The sequence below is a fragment of the Aerococcus sp. HMSC10H05 genome (assembly GCF_001806975.1).
Classification (GTDB): domain Bacteria; phylum Bacillota; class Bacilli; order Lactobacillales; family Aerococcaceae; genus Aerococcus; species Aerococcus viridans_B.
This window is the reverse complement of record NZ_KV786964.1, coordinates 1-19,854: the sequence shown is the minus strand read 5'-3', so window position 1 is coordinate 19,854 and position 19,854 is coordinate 1. Positions and strand designations below refer to the sequence as shown.

Below are 19,854 nucleotides of genomic sequence, written 5' to 3'. Positions count from 1 at the left end.
ACCCCTGCCAAAGCCCTCCAGTTATTTTGTATGTGTATGATTTAATTTTATTGAAGAATTAAACACCAGCGTAAGCAGCGAAACCACCATCAATCGGTAATACAACACCGTTTACGAAGCTTGCGGCTTTTTCGTCAGCTAAGAATAATAAACCACCTAATAACTCTTCTGGTTCACCAAAGCGACCCATTGGTGTACCATTAATGATTTTCTCACCACGTGGTTTCAATGTTTTGTGGTCTGCTTCAAACATCATGTCAATGTTTTGGTTAGATACTAAGAAACCTGGAGCGATTGCATTAGCACGAACCCCAACATGCGCAAAGTGAACCGCTAACCATTGAGTGAAGTTAGAGATTGCTGACTTAGCACCTGAGTATGCAGGAATTTTTGTTAATGGTGTGAATGCATTCATTGAAGAAATGTTGATAATGTTCGCACCTTCACGTCCAATCATGTCTTTAGCGAAAATTTGAGTTGGTAATAAAGTACCTAAGAAGTTTAAGTTAAATACAAATTCAACACCTGATTGGTCTAGGTCGAAGAAAGTTTTTGTTTCTTCCGGTAAGTCTAATTCATGGTATTCGTTGTCAGTAGTTGCGCGAGGGTTGTTACCACCAGCACCGTTTACTAATACGTCAGTACCACCGAATTCAGCATCTACAGCCTCTTTAGCTGCTTTGATTGAATCGATTTCTAATACGTTACATGCTACAGCGATTGCTTTACCAGGGATGTCTAAAGCGTTAATTTCGTCAGCACGTGCTTGCGCTGCGTCAGCGTTTAAGTCTAATAAAGCAACGTTAGCACCTGCTTGAGCAAAAGCTTCTGCAAATTTAGAAACTAATACACCACCAGCACCTGTTAATACGACTGTTTTACCTGTAAAGTCATGAGTAAATTGGTTTGCCATTATTCATTACCTCTTTCTTATCTACTGGAAGTCCAGTAATTCATTGTCTTTGCTACGGTTAATTATTTAGTAGTACCAAAGTTAGGTGTTTTACCAGCAGCTTTCATTGCTGCTTCATATAAACCGTTGAAGTAAGTAGCACCTAATGCACGGTCATATAAACCGTAACCTGGTGTTACTGTTTGGTCACCCCAAATTCGACGACCGTGGTCTGGACGTAATGCACCTTGCCAGTCATGGTCGACTAACATTTTGATTACTTCGTACATGTCGATGTCACCAGCTTCAGATAAGTGAGCTGTTTCTTGGAAGCCCCAGTCTCCACGTTTAACGTTACGCGTATGCATGAAGTTGATACGGTTACGTTCTAATGCTGATTTAGTCATCGCTAAAACATCATTCTTAGGATCAGAAGCGTAAGAACCAACACACATAGTAATACCATTATATTCTGAATCATAGATGTCTAAGAAACGCGTAACTGCTTCTTGGTCAGTAATGATACGTGGTAAACCAAAGATTGAGTATGGAGGGTCATCTGGGTGAATAGCCATTTTTACGCCAGCAGCTTCAGCAGTAGGCATGATTGCTTTAATGAAGTATTCTAAGTTTTCCCAAAGTTTAGCTTCATCTACGTTATCACGGTAGTAATCTAAAATAGTTTTCATTTCTTCTTTGGTGTAAGAAGAATCCCAACCTGGTAATGACAGTTCACCTTCAACTGGATCCATACGCTCAACATCTTCATTAATGAATGCTAACGATTTAGAACCATCCGGTAAGTCATGGTTTAAGTCAGAACGAGTCCAGTCAAATACTGGCATAAAGTTATAGCAAACCACAGGAATTCCTGCTTTACCTAAGTTCGTTAAAGTTGTTTTGTAGTTTTCGATTAATTGGTCACGATTAGGTTTACCTTGTTTGATATCCTCGTGAACTGGTACTGATTCGATTACTGAAATATGTAGACCTGCATCTTCAACATCTTTCTTAAGTTGTTCGATACGCTCCATTGGCCAAACTTCCCCTACAGGAATATCGTAAATTGCTGTAACGATACCTTGCATACCAGGGATTTCACGGATTTGTTGTAATGTAACAGGATCATCCTGTCCATACCATCTAAAACTCATTTCCATAATAATACTCCTTTTCGCGTGATATAAATTCGCATTATATATTTATGAGCAATCGCTTACGCTCATTCAATTACATTCTACATAATGGGAAGCGCTTTTTCAAGGGGCAAATGGCAATTAATGCAATTTTTTAACAAAAAATGTAAGGGGATACAATTCTAAAGGCTATTGCTTTAATTTTTTATCTTGTTCATGGTATAATAAAACATATCAAAAAAGTTATTTATTTATAGGGGGTGGCCACATGCCAACGAGTAAGGCACAAAAGAAAAGAAACCGTAAAATCCTATGGTATCTAGTCTTAATCATTTTCACTATTGTACAAAGTTTTCTAAATTCTGATGACGATAAGGCATAGTGATCTAATACATTTATCTTTTAAAATGTCAAAAAACAATTTTTTCTTGTTTTATTGACATTTTTTATAAATAGCAGTTTGGAGCAACATTTGCAATGATATGATGAGTTTGAAGCAAAATCGACTAAATAAATATAGAAAAAGCGAGCTAAGACATTTTTCCTTAGCTCGCTTTTATTATCAAATACTACTTATTAAATTCTACGACTTGCCCATCTTTGGCCATTAACACTTTGTCCGCTATGCCTAAGAATAAGCCATGTTCAACAACACCAACCATTTGCGTTAACTCGGCCGCCAATTTGGTTGCGTCTACAATTTTCTCTAAATGAAGATCAATAATAAAGTTACCTGAATCAGTCACAAATTTATTGTCATCTGGGGATAAACGAAATGTTGGTGCATAACCTTTATCCTCAAATGCATAGAATAAGTGTTGACTAGCTGCTGGAATCACTTCTATTGGTAAGGGAAAAGCGCCTAATTGATCTACTTGTTTTGTATGGTCACAAATCCAAATGACGCGTTCACTGTTCACTGCGATAATTTTCTCAATCAAGTGCGCGCCACCGCCACCTTTAATGCCATTTAATTGTGGATCAAATTCATCGGTCCCATCTATTGTTAAGTCGATTTTGGTCACATCATTTAATGAAGCAATGGGAATATCTAAACTAGCAGCTAATTCAGCAGACTGAATAGATGTTGGTATACCAGTGAACCTTAAGCCTTCTTCTTTCATTCGTTTACCTAATGCCGTAATCAAATAATAAGCTGTAGAGCCTGTTCCTAACCCAACAACCATGCCGTCTTCAACGTACTGTGCCGCTGCTACCCCAACTAATTCTTTTTCGTTCACCATATGACTCCTTTATTTATCTTCCTATCTTAATTGATCTGCTTGACCAAGTTGGATGAAAGCATCTGTATATAGTTTTAATAACGCTTCTAATGTATCCATTTCGATATACTCATCCGCTTGATGTGCTACATGTGCATCATGCTGGAAGTTCATTCCAAATGATACGCAATTTGGCATTACTTTACTATATGATACCCCACCAGAGATAATAGGTTCAATAGGATGATCTGGGAAATGTTGATGGAAAGTATTTAGCAATAGTTGATTGGCTGGTAGATTAACATCGGAAAGAATCGGAGGTGTATCAAATGATTTTACAAATGGAATATCAGGAAATTCTTTAGTGAACGCTGCTGTCAATTCTGGTTCAGTGATATTCGCTGGATAACGCACATCGATGGTGAAACTAATGTGACCTTCTTCTGTTTTCTCAATGACACCTTGATTGATCGTTAAAGGGCCCATAATTTGGTGATCACGTGCAATGCCAAATCCAGATCCATCATATAGGCGGAATAAACGTGTCCATTTATCTGCAAAAGCGTCATGATAATTATTCGCGATGATTTCAAAACCACGGGTAATCGCTGAATCCCCTACTTCAGGTGTAGATGCATGGGCAGAAATACCGTACACTGTCATTTTGGTATCCCCATTATCCTCTTGAATAGCGATTGACCAACCCTTATCTTTGGCATAGGCTTCTAATCCTGGGTTTGTCGTCCCTTCAATAATAAAAGTTGCTTCAGATGCTACTACGTTAGCACCAGCACCACCAACAATGCTTTTAATGATGGTATTCAAGTTTAACTCACCAGCATAGTTCCAAGTTGTAGCCCCTTTTTCCCCTATTTGTAATGGAAATTGGCCATCTGGGGTAATCGCAAAGTCAGGTGCGCCTTCTTTGATTACATATTGTGGAATATCTGTCATATCTGATTCTTCATCAGAGCCAATGACGATACGAATATTGTTTTTCAAGGGAACTTGATAATCCTGTAAAATTTTCGCTGCATAGTAGGTTAAAATCGCATTACGTTTCATATCTGATGTACCACGACCATACATACGGTCATCGATTATTTCGGCACCAAATGGTTCTTTCGTCCAATTTGATGAGGCCCCAACAGGTACCACATCAATGTGGCTCACGATATCTACACGTTGCTTGGAACCGCTATTTTGAGGTTCAATATGGACCGTATAAGGATAAACATCACCAACTCTCATACCGTCGCGCTCCCCTAATCCATGCATGAATGCCAAGGCTTTACGAACTTCCGGTCCATATGGGGCTTCTGAAGTAGCCGCTTGGTCATCACGAATAGATGGAATGCGTACCAATCCTTGGATGTCTTCAATCATTTGTGGTAAATACTTTGCAAAATCAATTTTGTCTAACATATTATTCTCCTCAAGTTTTATTATTTCTTATATATATGAATGGCTCATAGAATGATATATCGAGCAATTAAGCCAAAGATCAATAGGTGAATAGGATAAATCCAATATAACCATGAAGCATTGTATCGTCCTCTTAAGCCATTATAAGCGTAGGTCATTACAAAGGCTATTGGTGCCGTCACTTCCCATAAGACTAGAAAGGCACCCGCTAGAGACTGAATGAGGCGGTTGCTTCGACTTAAATAAAGGGTCCCAATTAAAAGGACGCCAAACATACCATAATCCGCTTGTATAAATTCCGCGACTACCGCCATCACGATAATTGGTAGGATAGCTAACCATCTGTTATGCACTTTACTAGCTAACCACACAGCTAATAAGCCTAACAATAAGATAAAGAAAACATTTTGATGCGTGTAATCAAAGTATTGTTGACTAATGGCTAGATTAAAAGGAATTTCTGAAATCAAAGCAAAAGTCCCTAAGCGCATCGCGTATTTTTGCTTATTTGAAGTATGGTGAAAGCCTTCAATCAGTAAGAAACAAAATATTGGAAAGGCAACTCTACCTATTAAGCGAAAACACGTATAAGCTGTATAAGCTAGCGAATAGTGAAAGGTTTCAAGTTGTCCACTATTTAGTAAAGGCAGCAAAATAGCTGCACCAAGATGATCAATGATCATGGTCACCATAGCGATCCATTTCAATGTTGCACCGGATAAGCCACTAGGACTACTTTTCGTGATTGATGATTGCGCCATATCCACCGCCTCCTTTTGAATCATTTTCACGATATGATTATTTTATCATAATTTTTTCATTTTTCTTTTGGTATTATCATTGAAGGTAAAAAAAGGCCAAGACAACGTCTCGACCTTTCATTCTATGTGCATTTATATTCAATTGAATATACCTGTTTAAGCGCCTGTATCGCATCCTACCTTAATCGGGTTCCTCAAACCAGAAATGACTGCGTTTCAGATTAGTTTGTAACTGACTGCGTCAGTTACTACACTAATCTTCCAACGGTTCATTTCTACCGGTTTGTGTCGCACCTTGTTAGTCGAGCTCTACAGAGCAGTCAGGGTTCCGCTTCAGATTTAGGGTACGTGATGTCCCATCACTACCCCTACATCTTCCACCGTCTCCTGCCTTAACGCTCTGTATCGCATCCTACCTATCCTAGTGTTTTTAGTGCGCCGTCTTTTGCGATTGCTTTGCTTGAGCGTCGTTTGGATAGGTATTTTGAGAATTTCGATAATGTGTAACATACGAGCCAGTATAAAAAGGTCATAATGATAAACATTGGAATGACATAAGCTGTGTTTTGATTGTATATAATTTTCGCATTGTGGGTTAATTCTGGTAAAGAAATGATCGTAGCTAGCGAAGTATCTTTAATTAAGGCAATCAATTGTGACACAATAGAAGGTGCCATTGACCGTACAGCTTGTGGTAATAAAATATACAGAAGCGTTTGTACACGAGTTAATCCAGTAGAAATCCCTGCTTCTGTTTGTCCTTTTGGAATAGCATTTAAACCACCCCGAATAATTTCTGAAATCATAGCTGATTCAAATATCGTTAAAGCGCCCACTGCTGCCCAGAAAATATTCAAGCGTATACCTAATTGCGGTAAGGCAAAATAAGTAAAGAAGATGATCAATAATAAAGGTAAATTACGAATGATATCTACAATTAACCCTAATATTTTTGATAAGATTGGAATCCCCATAAAACGAATAATGCCAAAAATAGCGCCTAAAATTAAAGAAAATATAATAGCATAAAACGTTACTTGAAGCGTAACCCATAGACCATCAAGTAAAAATTGGATATTTATCCATTGAAATGCATCTACAAAATTCATCTATTACTGCTCCTTTCTAACGTATGTCCTGTTGTGCTAATCGTTTTTCAATAAAGGAGACCAATAGGGTTAAAGGTACTGTGATTACTAGGTAAATACAAGCGATCATTGTGTAAGTACCTAATGTATTAAAGGTCTCACTAGCAATCACATCACCGTAATACATTAGATCTAACCCGGCTACCATCGCTAAAATTGAAGAGTTTTTCACTAAATTAATGAATTGGTTCCCTAATGGTGGAATGACAATTTTAATTGCTTGTGGTAAGACGACAAAGCGCATTTGTTGTATGTAAGTCATTCCTTGTGAAATTGCCGCTTCTGTTTGGCCTTTTGGTACTGCTTCGATACCTGAACGAACGACATCAGCGATGAAGGCCGATGTATACAAGGTTAACCCGATAATCCCTGATTGGAATCCGGTAATATCAACACCATACAAAGGAATCACAACATAGAAAAACATTACAATAATCAATAATGGAATATTACGGAAAAATTCCACATAGATGTCCCCAATTTTGGCTAATACTTTGTTTTCTAAAGTTTGGAGAATACCCATCAAACCACCAAGAATCAACGAACAGATTAGGGCGATCACTGATGCAATTAAAGTATTGATGAAGCCTTCAATAATTAAATCACTATAACTAGTTAATAGTTCAAACATTTACTCAACCTCCTACTCTGCAATGGATGACTCTGTATCGTCACCAAACCATTTTGCATAAATTTCTTGATACGTACCATCGGCTACCATATCATCAATGGCTTGATTGACTTCATTTAAAAAATCTTCTTGCCCTTTGTTTATAGCAATACCATATGGTTCTGTTGTAAAGGTTGATCCCGCAAGTTTATATCCGGGGTTTTGTTCTATAATACCCAATAAAATCGCATTATCAGTTGTCATTGCATCCCCTTGACCAGATTTTAAGGCTGTAAAGGCTTCTGCATAGTTTTCTAATTCTAAGATATTTGCCTCTGGAGCTGCTTCTTTGATACGTTGGGCAGAAGTTGATCCTTTAACGGCCAAAACAGTGTCCTCACTTGTTAAACTTTCCACACCTTCAATATCAGAATCTTCAGGTACCATCAGGGCTTGTCCGGCATCAAAATAAACTTGACTGAAGTCTACTTGTTTTAAACGCTCTTCTGAAATCGTCATTGTAGCAATCAAAGCATCAACATTCCCATTCTTTAGTAATGGAATACGCGTTTTTGAAGTGACCTCAACAAATTCAGGTTCAGCATTCTCACCGCCAACTCGTTTAGTAATTTCTTTCGCTATATCGATATCAAACCCTTCAATACGATTTTCAGCGATATTATATTTACCAAATAAGTTCGTGTCCACTTTTACCCCCCAAGTGATCACAGGATATGCTTGGCTGTCAATTCGCTCAGCAATATTTTGTTGGCTAGCAGCACTGCTTGTACAGGCTGTCATGAAAAAGCTGAAGGTCAAAAGCGTCATCATTCGCCATATTTTTTTCATATTTATTCCCTCTTTCCTTAAGCGTGACTTGGTGATTAGACTAAAATCTTGCTTAAGAATTGGATCGCACGTTCATCATGTGGATCTTCAAAGAATTCTTTAGAAGGACGATCTTCTAAAATTTCACCATCAGCCATAAAGATTGTTCGATTAGATACTTCTTTGGCAAATCCCATTTCATGTGTCACCACAACCATGGTCATATTATCTTCAGTAGCAATGCGTTTCATTTGGTCTAAAACTTCTCCAACCATTTCTGGGTCAAGAGCTGAAGTAGGCTCATCAAACAACATCATTTTTGGCTGCATAGCTAAACCACGTGCAATGGCTACACGTTGTTTTTGTCCACCAGATAATTGACCTGGATATGCATCACGTTTATCCCACATGTTTACGCGTTGTAATAAACGTTCTGCCCGGTCCTGAGCATCTTTATCCGTCTTCTTCAATACTTTTAAAGGTGCCAATGTCACATTTTCTAACACAGTCATGTGAGGATATAATTCGAAGTGTTGGAAAACCATTCCACAGTCGCGACGAATTTGACGAATATCCGTATTACGGTCAGTAATGTCTTTTCCGTCTACAATTAAGCGACCTGAGTCAACTTTCTCCAAAGCATTAATCGTCCGAATCAAAGTCGATTTCCCTGAACCAGAAGGTCCAATCAAAGTCACAACTTCGCCCTCATTGATCTTCAGATTAATGTCTTTTAACGCATGGAACTTACCATAATATTTTTCAACATGTTCAAATGTAATCATCATAGCACCTCTTCTTATTTGATTTTCTTTTTATTATATATTTGCAATCATTTTTGCAAAAATGCATTTTTTGCATAAAGGTAAAATTATTCTAATCATTTTTTAAGTACTAGTCAACTTTTATTGATAGGTTTCTTAACATGTATCGATTTAAATGTTATTTTTTATTTCACAATCGATTCAAGTGAACATAGGCTTTTACAATGTTTTTTGGCCTTCTATCAAACGCTAGAACAAACTTTTAAATTGTTATTCGTTTTACATAAGTACTATAATGGGAGTAGCATTATATAAAAACCCAATTCTTTTAATCAAATTGGAGGTTATCGTATTGAATCAATCAAAAAACGGCTCTCAAAATATCTCTTCACAATTCAGAAGTGATATGGTGATGGTGCCAGAAGTGATTAACGAAGCATCCGGTATTCGTGTATTTGGTAGGACTTTAAAATCATTCGTCTTTACTACTGACGCTGCGACAATTTTATATTGTAACGCTGACGCGGTCTTAGCTGTTTATCCCTTCTCCCCGTATCCTGCTATTATTTCAGCAGTGACTTCTGTCGCTAGTCAACCCGTATTTGCGGGTGTTGGTGGCGGTACTACCCAAGGTAAGCGGAGTGTAGATATTGCGCTCTTTGCAGAGGCAACTGGTGTTCAAGGGGTCGTGGTGAACGCACCGATGACTGCTGAGAATATTTTAGATATCGAACATACTGTTGACTCCCCTATTGTCGCGACCGTTGTTTCTCCCTATAATGATATTGAAGCACGTATTTCGGCTGGTGCTGATATTCTAAACGTTTCTGGAGGAAAGGAAACAGCTGCTATCGTTGAACGTATTCGCCGTGATTTCCCAGATGTGCCGATTATTGCAACTGGTGGCCCAAATGAAGAGTCAATCCGTAAAGTAATTGAAGCTGGTGCTAACGCAGTATCTTGGACGCCACCTACAACTGGAGAAATCTTTAAAGAGAAAATGGTCAAATACCGTAAAAATCGCCGTGAAGATTTCCTTGAAACACACGATGGTATGACCTTACATGAATTTGAGGAATATATTGAAGAAAACCCAGGAGCTGAGAAACAGTATTCTGACGACGCTTCTGACGGATACTTATAACAATTAATGGAGGATTTATGAATCAAGCGCATCACAATCGTTTAAAAACGATTCAACAACAAGTTAAAAATTACCACTTAGATGCCTTAATCATTAGCGACAAGGCATCTATTGATTATTACACTGGGGTTGTTTTTGACCCTATGGAACGTTTTTGGTTACTCATCATCCAACCAGAAAAAAGTCCGCAAATTATAGCGAACAAACTATTTGTTTTCGATGAATTATCTGGCATTGACGTGACTTGGGTGGATGACAACAACACCATCACTGAAGCCTTTGCCAACCTAACAGACTTCCCTGCTACTGACGCGCCTTTACGTATTGGTGTTGATAAATTGTGGCGGGCTGACCAATTATTAGCGATTGCTAAAAGCTATACACAAGCGACATTTGAAGTGGCATCTGACTTGGTAGATAACCAAAGAGCGATTAAAACAGCAGAAGAGCAAGAAAAAATGCGGAAAGCTTCCGAAATTAATGATCGTGCTATGGCGCGCTTAATCGAAGAAGTTTTACCTCTTGGCTTAGATGAACTCGCTGCTGTAGATGAATTAGCACGAATTTACGACGAGGAAGGTGCTGATGCTGGCTTCTCTTTTGAACCAATCATTGCCTACGGACCAAACGGAGCTGATCCACATCACGAATCAGACCACACCCTACCTAAACAGGGGGATTCAATTGTGATTGATATTGGGTGTAGACATGATGATTACTGTTCTGATATGACGCGTACTGTCTATTATGGTGAACCTAGTGATGAAGCCAAAAAGATATACGAAATTGTGTTAGAAGCCAACCTACGAGGCATTCATGCTGTTAAGGTAGGCGAAACTTTTGCCAATGTTGATGCTGCAGCTCGTGACCACATTACAGCAGAAGGCTATGGTCCTCAATTCACACATCGACTAGGCCATTTCATCGGACGTGAAGTCCATGAAAAAGGTGATGTATCACAAGCAAATACAGATACGATCAGAGATGGTAATATTTTCTCTATTGAACCAGGTATCTACCTAACAGGAAATACAGCCGTTCGCATTGAAGACTTAGTCATTGCCCATGATGGACAAACTGAAAACCTGAATCATTTCACCAAAGAAATGCTTATTATTGAACCAAAATAAGGAAGATGCGTATAATTAATCAAAAGAGGCTGGGACAAAAATGTCTCAGCCTCTCTTTACTATATAAGAACGTTTATCATTGGGTTCCAAAAGTCAGAATTATCCGATACTTCCCAAAATACGCCAATAACGTTTCGTTATTGTTCGCCTTTTGGTTCAGTACGTCAATTCTAAACGACTTTTGTCTCACCTTCTTTGATTAAACAATCATTTTACGATTTATACGCCTTGCAGTGACTATTTAAAAATCAGTTGGAAATATTCAAATACTCTTGGCCCTAACAAAGCGACAGCTAAAATTGCTAATGCTAGAATAATCCATACTAAAATTTTTCGTGTATCATTGCCGGCCCCTGACCAAAAGTACTGTTTTTGTTTTTGTCTCTCAAAGAAGATTTCATTTGTATCTAAGTCTTGGAAGGTCTCTTTTGGTACTGGTGTTTCTGCAAACGTCTCAATATCAAATTCAGTAGTATCCTGTGTGAGTGTGGTTTCAGGTACTGAAGATTTTAAGTTATCTGAAAAAGATTTGCCATAATGCTTTTGGTTATACTTTTTCTCGCGTTCAAGCGCTTTTTTGGCTTGGCGATATGTTTGCCGTTTCACCTAATACACCACCTTTAAATTTTATTCATTTTATCAAGTATTCTTAGTATAATCTATTTACAAGAAAATTCAAATTGTAGACTAAGGGGTGGCCATATTCCCCGTTAAAGGAGCTTAATAGTGAAAGAAAAATTCCATATTGGCATGCGGACACTAAAAACGGCCTTCAGTGTATTTTCTGCTGTCCTCATTTCAGCCTTTATTCCAATCGATCCACAAATTGCTGCACTATCGGCAGTATTTTCTCAAAGAGCAGATATCAATACTTCACTATCTTTTGGACTGCACAGAACACTATCCATCGTGTGTGGTGCTTTCGCCTCTATTATTTTTATTTTTTTAAGTCATTTGTTACCAAAACATTTTTTAATTACAGCACTTTTAGCCGGTTTAGGCATTATGATCACGATTAAAACAAATTTGCTATTGAAAAATCCTCAAGGTGTGATTGGAGGGAGTGCCACTTTTTTGGTAATTGTCTTTAATATTCCTGCCGAAAATCAATACATTTATGCCCTATTACGCATTTTGGATACATTCCTAGGCGCAATTATCTCTGTAAGTATTGAGTACTTATTCCCAAGACATCGTGTTATACCCTGGGTCAAAGCTTACAACCGTCATGTACCAGAATTTCTACAAATTTCAATTACTGATAATACTTAAACAACATGCTTCATGGGCGTAATAGATAATAAGTGTTATAATAGCTATTGAGTGACATGTGTGTAGTATATGCCATTCAATAGCTATTTATCTATATGATTAAAGAGAGGTTTTAACTATGACCATTGGTTATCATCGCCCTAGCAAGGCTATCGTGTCCCTAGATGCGATTATCCATAATTATTTCGCCGTAAAAAAACATGTCGGTAATAAAGCTGTCATGGCAGTTATCAAAGCGAACGCCTATGGTTTAGGCGCTGTAGAAATTGCAGACGCTTTGCAAGCTCGTGGTGTAGACGGATTTGCTGTTGCTTTAGCAGATGAAGCTATCGCGTTACGAGATGCTGGTATGATTGCACCTATCATGGTTCTCGGTCTAACTGACCCGGATGACGCTTGGTTATTAGCCAACTTAGAAATTGGCGTAACCGTATCTAGTTTAGACTATCTTAAATACGCGAAGAAACATGACGAGGATTTCTCACGTCTTCATAAATTAAATGTTCATTTAAAAATAGACTCTGGTATGGGCAGAATTGGTGTTCGTACCGTTAAAGAAGCACAAAAAATCATTAATTATATTGCCAAACATCCTAAAAAATTTAAATTAGCTTCGATTTTTACCCACTATGCGACGGCGGATTCCTTTACTGACCATAGTAAGGATAAAGTTTCAGCACAATCAGACTTTTTCGATGATATCCTTAGTCAATTAGATTACTCAGCTTTAGGCTATACCCCGCTCTTCCATCAGTCAAATTCTGCCTTGAGCGTATGGCATCCGGAGAAAGCGCTGGATGCTGTTCGACTTGGCATTGGCTTATATGGATCGAAGCCTAGTATGGAAGATGTAGCATCGCCAGTTGACTTCCAACAAGCATTAACTTTAGAAACAGAAATCATCTATGTTAAAAAAATGCATGCTGGTGATACCATTTCCTACGGTGCCGAATATACAGCCAGTGAAGATGAATGGGTCGCTACGCTACCAATTGGCTATGCAGATGGCTGGCAAAGAAGTTATTTAGGTTTGAACGCAATCGTTGATGGTGAGTTGTGTCCAAGCGTCGGGCGAATTTGCATGGATCAAATGATCATCCGTTTACCACATGAAATGCCTGTTGGCACAAAAGTTACTTTAATTGGTACAAATGGTGGTCAAACGATTGATGTGATTGATGTTGCGCATCACGCCGGTACCATTGCTCACGAGGTATTAACGAATTTAAGTCCGCGTTTACCAAGAGAATATACTTTAACAAAAAAGAAGAAAATGAAATAATTTTTTTAAATCTAATAGTTTTTTCATTTATCACTTGCCTTTAACTCATTATCATGTTAGTTTTAAACTAATGATTATACGAATAGAAAGTATAGATATAGAGGTTGCGCAGCCAATCAGTAACGAAGTGTGAAAGGTGGTTGTGCCGAAATGCAGTTTTCTGTGTTGGGGATAATACTGAATAGGGTTATTCCTGTCAAACCTTAATGCCCATTAAGGTGCGGAGCGCTTGTCTAATACTAGGGATTAAAACTGTTAGGGTTGTAGGACTTTATCGGTATTTTTTGACACGATTTCCTAGGTAGACAAAGAGAGTGGCTCTTGTCTGCCTTTTTTATGCTTTAACTATACAATCGTTTATTCATTCAGTCTTTTACATAGTATGCACAAATATAGGAGGATGCTCATGTCAATTTTTAAAGGTTCTGCGGTAGCAATTGTTACCCCTTACGATAATTCATTAGAACAAAATATCAATTATGACGTATTTACCGATTTAATCGAATTTCAAATTGAAAATGGTACCGACGCAATTGTTGTTGCTGGAACAACTGGTGAGGCTTCTACCCAAACCGATGCAGAACAAGTTGAACTAGTGAAGTTTTGTGTTGAACAAGTAAATGGTCGTGTACCTGTAATCGCTGGTGCTGGGTCTAATGATACTGCTCACGGCATTCAATTAACCAAAGACTGTGTAGCTGCTGGTGCCGATGCCATTTTATCAGTAACACCCTATTATTTAAAGACGAGTCAAGCTGGTTTATTAGCCCACTATGGTGCTATTGCAGATGCCATTAAGACTACACCGATTATTTTATACGATGTACCTGGTCGTACTGGCATGTCAATTGCGCCTAAAACATTGGCTGAATTAAAGAATATTGATAATATTGTAGCCCTTAAAGATGCCACTGGTGATTTAGCAAATGCTGTGGATACACGCTTTCTTGTAGGGCCTGATTTTGATGTCTATTCTGGAAATGATGACACTGTAATTCCTTTGATGAGTTTAGGTGGACAAGGTGTGATCTCTGTATTGGCCAACATCGCGCCTAAACAAGTCCACGAAATGACCCACTATGCTCTTAATGGTGATTATCAAAAAGCTGCTGAATTGCAGACGACATTTAAACCATTAATTGATATTTTATTCAGCGAACCAAATCCAATTCCTATCAAAAAAGCGTTATCTATGCTTGGTTTTGATACTGGTTCAGTTCGTTTACCATTAGTTCCCGCGCAAGAAGAAACCGTAGCTTGCCTTGAAGCTGAAATGACACGGTTAAATTTGATTTAGGCTTTCCATTTAAAAGCTAAACTGTGGTATATTAAATGGGTGTGTATTGTATTAATGCACACCCTTTCTTATTTTCTCAGCTTATCAGTAATAGCTAGATTGAATATATAATAGGAGTTTTGATTTATGCCAACTGGAACATTGCCATTTAGAATCAAACTAAAAAAAGTTGATCAAGAAATGGTTGACATTTATAATCGCTCTTCTTTCCATAGAAATGAACTTTTAATTTCCTTAAAACCCTTCACTATTGAGTTAGCAGACAAGAAAATTGACGTCTCTGTACGCCAAATTATTGTGCTTCCGGAACCCATTATGCGACGGTTGATCTTACCGGATAAAAATGGGGGGCACCAAGAAGAGACCACTAAACCCTCTGAGGAAAAAGTGTACGCTTACCTTTTATCTCTAAGTGAGCCTTACATAGATGCCATTGCGAATGACTTTGTAGAGACGCCCGAAGTAAAGCAAATATTTGATGAACCACATGTTTTCAGCTTTTCATTTGTCACTTGGCAACATCTACTACAAACTTTGATTCAATTGCAATTGGAATTAAAACGGCCCGAAGACGCTATTCAAAAGAAAATGGTTTTCAGCATTGTGTCGACCATTTTCCTTGAACTTTATAGACTGTCATCTGCCTCTAAACAGAATCGTTTAGAGATGTCAGAGAGAGAAATTCTAGCTTATGAAATTAAACATTTTATTGTAGATTCCTATCGAAAAGATTTAACCCTACAAGATATTGCAGATAAGTTCGATATTTCCACTTCAACTGTTAACCGGGTATTCCAACCCTATTTCCATTCAACTATTTATCAATTTATATTGGATTTAAGATTGGGCTATGCTTACTCCCTTATTGAAAGTGGTTTATCTATCACTGAATCCTGGCAAAAAGCTGGCTTTAATGATTATAGTAACTTCTATAGAGCCTTCATTAAACATTATCATATTAGACCACATGAGGTACCTAAAAAAGGAGAATCGTAAGATTCTCCTTTTTTAGATAGTTAAGAATAGGTGTATCATCTAATCTTCAATTAAACCAAGTTTTTCAAAGATGTCATCTACTTTTTGAATATGATAATGATAATCAAAGGCCTCATCTATTGCTTCAGGGTCTAAGTGCCTTATAATTTCTGCATTGGTTTCAATAAGGCCTTTAAAGCTTTTACCTTCGTCCCATGCAATAGCTGTTAGTGGTTGTACTAAGTCATAAGCTGCTTCACGTGACAAGCCTGCATCTACTAGTTTTAGTAATACCCGCTGAGAATAGATTAAGCCATGCGTTGCATCCATATTACGTTTCATATTTTCAGGAAAGACGGTTAAGTTTTCCATGATATTGGCGAAACGATTTAACATGTAATCGACTAAGATGGTTGTATCAGGTAAAATAATGCGTTCTGCACTGGAATGCGAGATGTCTCTTTCATGCCATAATGTAATGTTTTCATAAGCTGTCATGACATGACCACGAACAACACGCGCTAAACCGGCCATATTTTCTGAACCGATTGGGTTTCGTTTATGTGGCATAGCACTTGACCCTTTTTGACCTTTGGCAAAAAATTCTTCCACTTCGCGGGTTTCCGACTTTTGTAATGCGCGAACTTCTGTCGCAATATTTTCAATCATCGTCGCAATCAAGGCTAATGAAGAGATGTATTCTGCATGTAAGTCGCGTGGTAAAATTTGTGTAGAAATTTCTTGAGGGTGAATACCTAGATGCTCACACACGTAACTTTCAATAAAAGGCGGTACATTAGCATAGGTACCCACAGCACCTGATATTTTTCCTGCTTCAACACCCCGAGCTGCCGTTTCAAAACGTTGGATATTCCGTTTGCATTCTGAATACCACCGTGCAACTTTCAAACCAAATGTCGTTGGTTCAGCGTGGACGCCATGAGTACGTCCCATAGTCACTGTATATTTATGTTCAATAGCACGAGCTTTTAATACTTGTAAAAACCGGTCTAAATCTTTACGAATAAGATCGTTCGCTTGTTTCAATTGGTATCCTTGAGCTGTATCTACAACATCGGTAGAAGTTAAGCCATAATGTACCCATTTTCGTTCTTCACCCAATGATTCAGACACATTACGGGTAAAAGCGACAACATCATGGCGGGTTTCTTTTTCAATTTCTTCAACCCGTTTGGCATCAAAAGTGGCTTTTTCTCGAATCGCTTTAGCATCGTCAAGTGGCACCTCGCCTAACTCAGCCCACGCTTCAGTCGCAAGTATCTCAACTTCCAACCAAGATGCATATTTATTCTCTTGTGACCAGATTTGTCCCATTTCAGGACGAGTATATCTAGGTATCATAACATTCTCCTTTACGGCAGGCGTTCAATTTTTATACGGAACAATTATATCATAAGGAGGGTTTTAACACGGATTATTTTTAACAAAAAGACGAGATCTAAAACGCATAGGTCATAGGTCTCGTCTGATACACTTTTGTGTTTTATTGATCATGCTCATGGTCTGAACCGTGATCGTGTTCTGCCATCAATAAGTCCGGATGATCAGCCTCTAACTGGTCTAAGACTGCGGTAACTTGGGGATCAACGTTGCCTAAAATATCCTCATAAATGGCTAAATATTCATAGGCAGCTTCATATTGATCATGTTCATTAAATCGAAAAGCGGATTCTTTTAAAGCCGTTAACATATCCATGGATGGATAATTGTTCAATCCTAGTCCGTCTAGAAAGGCCTCCTGGTCCTCCCCTTCTAGCACTTCTGGCCACTCAGGCCCTAACTCTTCTAAGACTTCTAACCCTGCTTTGGCATTATTATTTTCATTCCACATTAAGGAAATGTGGTATAACATATAAGCTTTTTCGAAGTCTTCTTTTCGATAATAAAAGTCACCAATTAAAGCAAATCCATATGCCAAATCTTCAACCCTTAAAGAGTAGGTTAAGCCATTTAAAACAGTTGGATATGACATCCCATACTGCTCCATCTCTTGATATAACTCAGCTAATGCATAAATGGTATCTACAGCATATGGATTCCATAAGAGTGCCTGTTGGTAGGAATCAATAGCTTCCCGCCATTCATTCGCTTTAATTTGCACTTTAGCATACTCCACATACATCCCCGCATAATCACGCGTGGTGGGTGCTAATTCTAAACCTGTATCATTATTATAGATAAATTGGAAAAGGTCTAGTTCATCATAAATACTTAAATTTTTAACATTTTTCTTTGGTGTGAATTGGTCAAAGTCGTCCTCCATCCGGCGAATATATAAAGACATTTCAAAATTAGCCCGAACTGGATCAACTGCCATAATACCACGAATTCGCTTAACGAACTCTGCATCATCTTGCATTTTAATTTCAGCAATCATTTGATTATAATCTGTAAATTCATTTGGGAATTTATCCATCATGACTTCATTGAAAGCTTCAATAAATGCTTCATCACCGGTGAGTTTGTGGTTATCTCTTAAAATTTTTGAGATAACTTGAATACAATAGCTGTAATCATCTGTTGGCACAGCTTGAATTCTTTGTATAAGTTTTTCTTGGTCCTTATCCATAAGCTCGTCTCCTAAAGCAATAAATTTCAGCATAAAATAAATTCTTCATTACACCAAATTTTATTGTACTGTTTTTTCTATGTTATTGAAACCAAAACCCTTTAGCATCTCTTTAGCTCCATAGCTGAAAAGTTATCAGATAACGATATTGGCATTATGCTTACTTCTTGTAAAAGTACGTTATTGCATCTAACTAAAATTGGATATGGTTATCAAAGACCTTATTTACCAATAAAATTATAACATATTTTATCGTATTTTTACGCCATTATAGCGGTCTTAAAATTAAATTATAAAAAGCCTTGAAACTATTTGGATAAATTTAGTAAACTAAGATAACAGGTTAAATATTGCAAAGTACAAAATATATATATAAATAAATTAGAAGGTGAACTCTTGGAAGCAATTGCCGTTAATACATTTCAGACACACTTATCCCTCAGCTATCATGATGAGCGACGTACAATGATGCGTAAATCCTATAATAATATTGAATCACTCGAACTCGTTGATATAGATCTTGAAGAATATTCTAGGATTACTGCGGGTATGCATTATCATGATCATTTTGAAATTCTCATCTACTTAGGGAACCAATGTCAGTTTATAGTAAACGATACTGGCTACACACTCTACAATGGTGATATTATGATCATTCCACCTAACGTTCCGCATTTGATGTCTAGTGAAGAAGGCATTAATAACACCCGTTATATCTGCATGGTGCCTGAGAAGTTGATGAATCAATATGCTATGGTAAATGATCATCTTTATGAAGATATCAGTCGCTTTTATAATGAACCAGGTCATTACCGTTTAGATAAAGAAAATCTAGATAAGACCATTACGCATTTAAATAAAATACTTACTTATAGTGATGAGGAGGTAGACGAAACTGCCTTTGTAACTGCTTATCACCTATACCATGCGTTGATGAATGTCTACCATGCTAAGAAAATCCCATCATTATCTGGTAACTATAAAGATGACAAACATTTTAGTCACATTATTTACTACATAGATCAGCATTTTAGAGAAGCTGATTTACAATTAGACCGAATTACCCAGGTATTTGATATTTCGCCATATTATTTATCAAAATTATTCCGTAAAGAAATGAACCAAAATTTCCATGAATACTTGATTGAAAAACGTGCCAACTATGCTGCACAATTAATTAATAATATGAATAGCAATAAGATGTCCTTACAAGATGTATCCACTGCATCGGGATTTGGAGATTATTCAACTTTCTACCGTTCATTCAAGAAAGTTTATCATACTTCTCCTAAAAAATATGCGCAACAAAGTACACAGACCATACTTTAAATAAATTTAAGTTCATAAAACGGGTTCTATGATAAATAGTGTTGGTGG

19 protein-coding genes and 1 riboswitch are annotated in these 19,854 nt (G+C 37.6%); of the genes, 7 read left to right on the top strand and 12 right to left on the bottom strand.

Annotation, left to right across the window (positions count from 1 at the left end; genetic code table 11):
* Positions 1–58: 58 nt before the first annotated feature.
* The 9 genes from HMPREF3116_RS02655 to HMPREF3116_RS02615 form a co-directional block, all read right to left on the bottom strand.
* Positions 59–913: an SDR family oxidoreductase gene (locus tag HMPREF3116_RS02655; RefSeq protein WP_070467613.1), complete on the bottom strand. Its 855-nt coding sequence runs from the start codon at positions 911–913 to the stop codon at positions 59–61.
* Between the two features lie 62 nt (positions 914–975).
* A complete protein-coding gene (uxuA, locus tag HMPREF3116_RS02650) occupies positions 976–2,052 on the bottom strand; it encodes a mannonate dehydratase (RefSeq protein ID WP_070467611.1) in 1,077 nt (358 codons plus the stop codon).
* Positions 2,053–2,597: 545 nt separating this feature from the next.
* Positions 2,598–3,272, bottom strand: coding sequence for a ribose-5-phosphate isomerase RpiA (gene rpiA / locus HMPREF3116_RS02645; RefSeq protein ID WP_070467609.1), 675 nt, complete (start codon positions 3,270–3,272; stop codon positions 2,598–2,600).
* Positions 3,273–3,293: 21 nt separating this feature from the next.
* Positions 3,294–4,676, bottom strand: a complete 1,383-nt coding sequence (locus tag HMPREF3116_RS02640; protein ID WP_070467607.1) for a Sapep family Mn(2+)-dependent dipeptidase — start codon at positions 4,674–4,676, stop codon at positions 3,294–3,296.
* Positions 4,677–4,720: 44 nt separating this feature from the next.
* Positions 4,721–5,437 carry a TraX family protein gene (locus tag HMPREF3116_RS02635; RefSeq protein WP_070467605.1) on the bottom strand — a complete coding sequence of 239 codons (717 nt, stop codon included), beginning with the start codon at positions 5,435–5,437 and terminating at the stop codon, positions 4,721–4,723.
* Between the two features lie 416 nt (positions 5,438–5,853).
* Positions 5,854–6,546, bottom strand: a complete 693-nt coding sequence (locus HMPREF3116_RS02630) for an amino acid ABC transporter permease (RefSeq protein WP_070467603.1) — start codon at positions 6,544–6,546, stop codon at positions 5,854–5,856.
* A 16-nt stretch (positions 6,547–6,562) separates the two neighbouring features.
* Positions 6,563–7,216 carry an amino acid ABC transporter permease gene (locus HMPREF3116_RS02625; protein WP_070467601.1) on the bottom strand — a complete coding sequence of 218 codons (654 nt, stop codon included), beginning with the start codon at positions 7,214–7,216 and terminating at the stop codon, positions 6,563–6,565.
* 12 nt (positions 7,217–7,228) lie between these two features.
* Positions 7,229–8,044 (bottom strand): transporter substrate-binding domain-containing protein, encoded by an 816-nt coding sequence (locus HMPREF3116_RS02620; RefSeq protein WP_070467599.1) that lies wholly within the window; start codon positions 8,042–8,044, stop codon positions 7,229–7,231.
* A gap of 35 nt (positions 8,045–8,079) precedes the next feature.
* Positions 8,080–8,808, bottom strand: coding sequence for an amino acid ABC transporter ATP-binding protein (locus tag HMPREF3116_RS02615; protein ID WP_070467597.1), 729 nt, complete (start codon positions 8,806–8,808; stop codon positions 8,080–8,082).
* A 331-nt stretch (positions 8,809–9,139) separates the two neighbouring features.
* On the opposite strand from HMPREF3116_RS02615, the gene HMPREF3116_RS02610 reads away from it, so the two are divergent.
* Both HMPREF3116_RS02610 and HMPREF3116_RS02605 read left to right on the top strand, forming a co-directional pair.
* The gene (locus tag HMPREF3116_RS02610; RefSeq protein WP_083272734.1) at positions 9,140–9,931 is read left to right on the top strand and encodes a beta/alpha barrel domain-containing protein; all 792 of its coding nucleotides are present in this window, start codon (positions 9,140–9,142) and stop codon (positions 9,929–9,931) included.
* Between the two features lie 17 nt (positions 9,932–9,948).
* Positions 9,949–11,061 carry a M24 family metallopeptidase gene (locus tag HMPREF3116_RS02605; protein ID WP_070467595.1) on the top strand — a complete coding sequence of 371 codons (1,113 nt, stop codon included), beginning with the start codon at positions 9,949–9,951 and terminating at the stop codon, positions 11,059–11,061.
* A 237-nt stretch (positions 11,062–11,298) separates the two neighbouring features.
* On the opposite strand, the gene HMPREF3116_RS02600 is transcribed toward HMPREF3116_RS02605, so the two are convergent.
* Entirely contained in the window at positions 11,299–11,667 is a 369-nt protein-coding gene (locus HMPREF3116_RS02600; protein ID WP_070467593.1) for a hypothetical protein, read from the bottom strand.
* 120 nt (positions 11,668–11,787) lie between these two features.
* Here HMPREF3116_RS02600 and HMPREF3116_RS02595 point away from each other — a divergent pair, with 120 nt between their 5' ends.
* The 4 genes from HMPREF3116_RS02595 (at position 11,788) to HMPREF3116_RS02580 (ending at position 15,908) form a co-directional block, all read left to right on the top strand.
* Positions 11,788–12,333 (top strand): FUSC family protein, encoded by a 546-nt coding sequence (locus HMPREF3116_RS02595; RefSeq protein WP_070467592.1) that lies wholly within the window; start codon positions 11,788–11,790, stop codon positions 12,331–12,333.
* A 118-nt stretch (positions 12,334–12,451) separates the two neighbouring features.
* On the top strand, positions 12,452–13,615 hold the full coding sequence (gene alr / locus HMPREF3116_RS02590) for an alanine racemase (RefSeq protein WP_070467589.1): 1,164 nt from the start codon (positions 12,452–12,454) through the stop codon (positions 13,613–13,615).
* A 90-nt stretch (positions 13,616–13,705) separates the two neighbouring features.
* Positions 13,706–13,854, top strand: a riboswitch (Lysine riboswitch).
* A 167-nt stretch (positions 13,855–14,021) separates the two neighbouring features.
* Positions 14,022–14,912 (top strand): 4-hydroxy-tetrahydrodipicolinate synthase, encoded by an 891-nt coding sequence (gene dapA, locus HMPREF3116_RS02585; protein WP_070467588.1) that lies wholly within the window; start codon positions 14,022–14,024, stop codon positions 14,910–14,912.
* A 126-nt stretch (positions 14,913–15,038) separates the two neighbouring features.
* Positions 15,039–15,908, top strand: a complete 870-nt coding sequence (locus HMPREF3116_RS02580) for an AraC family transcriptional regulator (protein WP_070467586.1) — start codon at positions 15,039–15,041, stop codon at positions 15,906–15,908.
* A gap of 39 nt (positions 15,909–15,947) precedes the next feature.
* Here the strand turns inward: HMPREF3116_RS02580 and purB are convergent, their stop codons facing one another.
* Both purB and HMPREF3116_RS02570 read right to left on the bottom strand, forming a co-directional pair.
* Complete coding sequence (gene purB, locus HMPREF3116_RS02575; RefSeq protein WP_070467585.1) at positions 15,948–17,249, bottom strand: adenylosuccinate lyase; 1,302 nt, start codon at positions 17,247–17,249, stop codon at positions 15,948–15,950.
* A gap of 142 nt (positions 17,250–17,391) precedes the next feature.
* Positions 17,392–18,477, bottom strand: coding sequence for a tetratricopeptide repeat protein (locus tag HMPREF3116_RS02570; protein ID WP_246819029.1), 1,086 nt, complete (start codon positions 18,475–18,477; stop codon positions 17,392–17,394).
* A 396-nt stretch (positions 18,478–18,873) separates the two neighbouring features.
* Here HMPREF3116_RS02570 and HMPREF3116_RS02565 point away from each other — a divergent pair, with 396 nt between their 5' ends.
* A complete protein-coding gene (locus HMPREF3116_RS02565) occupies positions 18,874–19,806 on the top strand; it encodes a helix-turn-helix domain-containing protein (protein WP_246819028.1) in 933 nt (310 codons plus the stop codon).
* Positions 19,807–19,854 lie beyond the last annotated feature (48 nt).

Bases quoted from the DNA above. Each gene is read 5' to 3' on its own strand.
- HMPREF3116_RS02655 (WP_070467613.1), bottom strand. From the start codon at position 913: ATGGCAAACCAATTTACTCATGACTTTACAGGTAAAACAGTCGTATTA.
- uxuA (WP_070467611.1), bottom strand. From the start codon at position 2,052: ATGGAAATGAGTTTTAGATGGTATGGACAGGATGATCCTGTTACATTA.
- rpiA (WP_070467609.1), bottom strand. From the start codon at position 3,272: ATGGTGAACGAAAAAGAATTAGTTGGGGTAGCAGCGGCACAGTACGTT.
- HMPREF3116_RS02640 (WP_070467607.1), bottom strand. From the start codon at position 4,676: ATGTTAGACAAAATTGATTTTGCAAAGTATTTACCACAAATGATTGAA.
- HMPREF3116_RS02635 (WP_070467605.1), bottom strand. From the start codon at position 5,437: ATGGCGCAATCATCAATCACGAAAAGTAGTCCTAGTGGCTTATCCGGT.
- HMPREF3116_RS02630 (WP_070467603.1), bottom strand. From the start codon at position 6,546: ATGAATTTTGTAGATGCATTTCAATGGATAAATATCCAATTTTTACTT.
- HMPREF3116_RS02625 (WP_070467601.1), bottom strand. From the start codon at position 7,216: ATGTTTGAACTATTAACTAGTTATAGTGATTTAATTATTGAAGGCTTC.
- HMPREF3116_RS02620 (WP_070467599.1), bottom strand. From the start codon at position 8,044: ATGAAAAAAATATGGCGAATGATGACGCTTTTGACCTTCAGCTTTTTC.
- HMPREF3116_RS02615 (WP_070467597.1), bottom strand. From the start codon at position 8,808: ATGATTACATTTGAACATGTTGAAAAATATTATGGTAAGTTCCATGCG.
- HMPREF3116_RS02605 (WP_070467595.1), top strand. From the start codon at position 9,949: ATGAATCAAGCGCATCACAATCGTTTAAAAACGATTCAACAACAAGTT.
- alr (WP_070467589.1), top strand. From the start codon at position 12,452: ATGACCATTGGTTATCATCGCCCTAGCAAGGCTATCGTGTCCCTAGAT.
- dapA (WP_070467588.1), top strand. From the start codon at position 14,022: ATGTCAATTTTTAAAGGTTCTGCGGTAGCAATTGTTACCCCTTACGAT.
- HMPREF3116_RS02580 (WP_070467586.1), top strand. From the start codon at position 15,039: ATGCCAACTGGAACATTGCCATTTAGAATCAAACTAAAAAAAGTTGAT.
- purB (WP_070467585.1), bottom strand. From the start codon at position 17,249: ATGATACCTAGATATACTCGTCCTGAAATGGGACAAATCTGGTCACAA.
- HMPREF3116_RS02570 (WP_246819029.1), bottom strand. From the start codon at position 18,477: ATGGATAAGGACCAAGAAAAACTTATACAAAGAATTCAAGCTGTGCCA.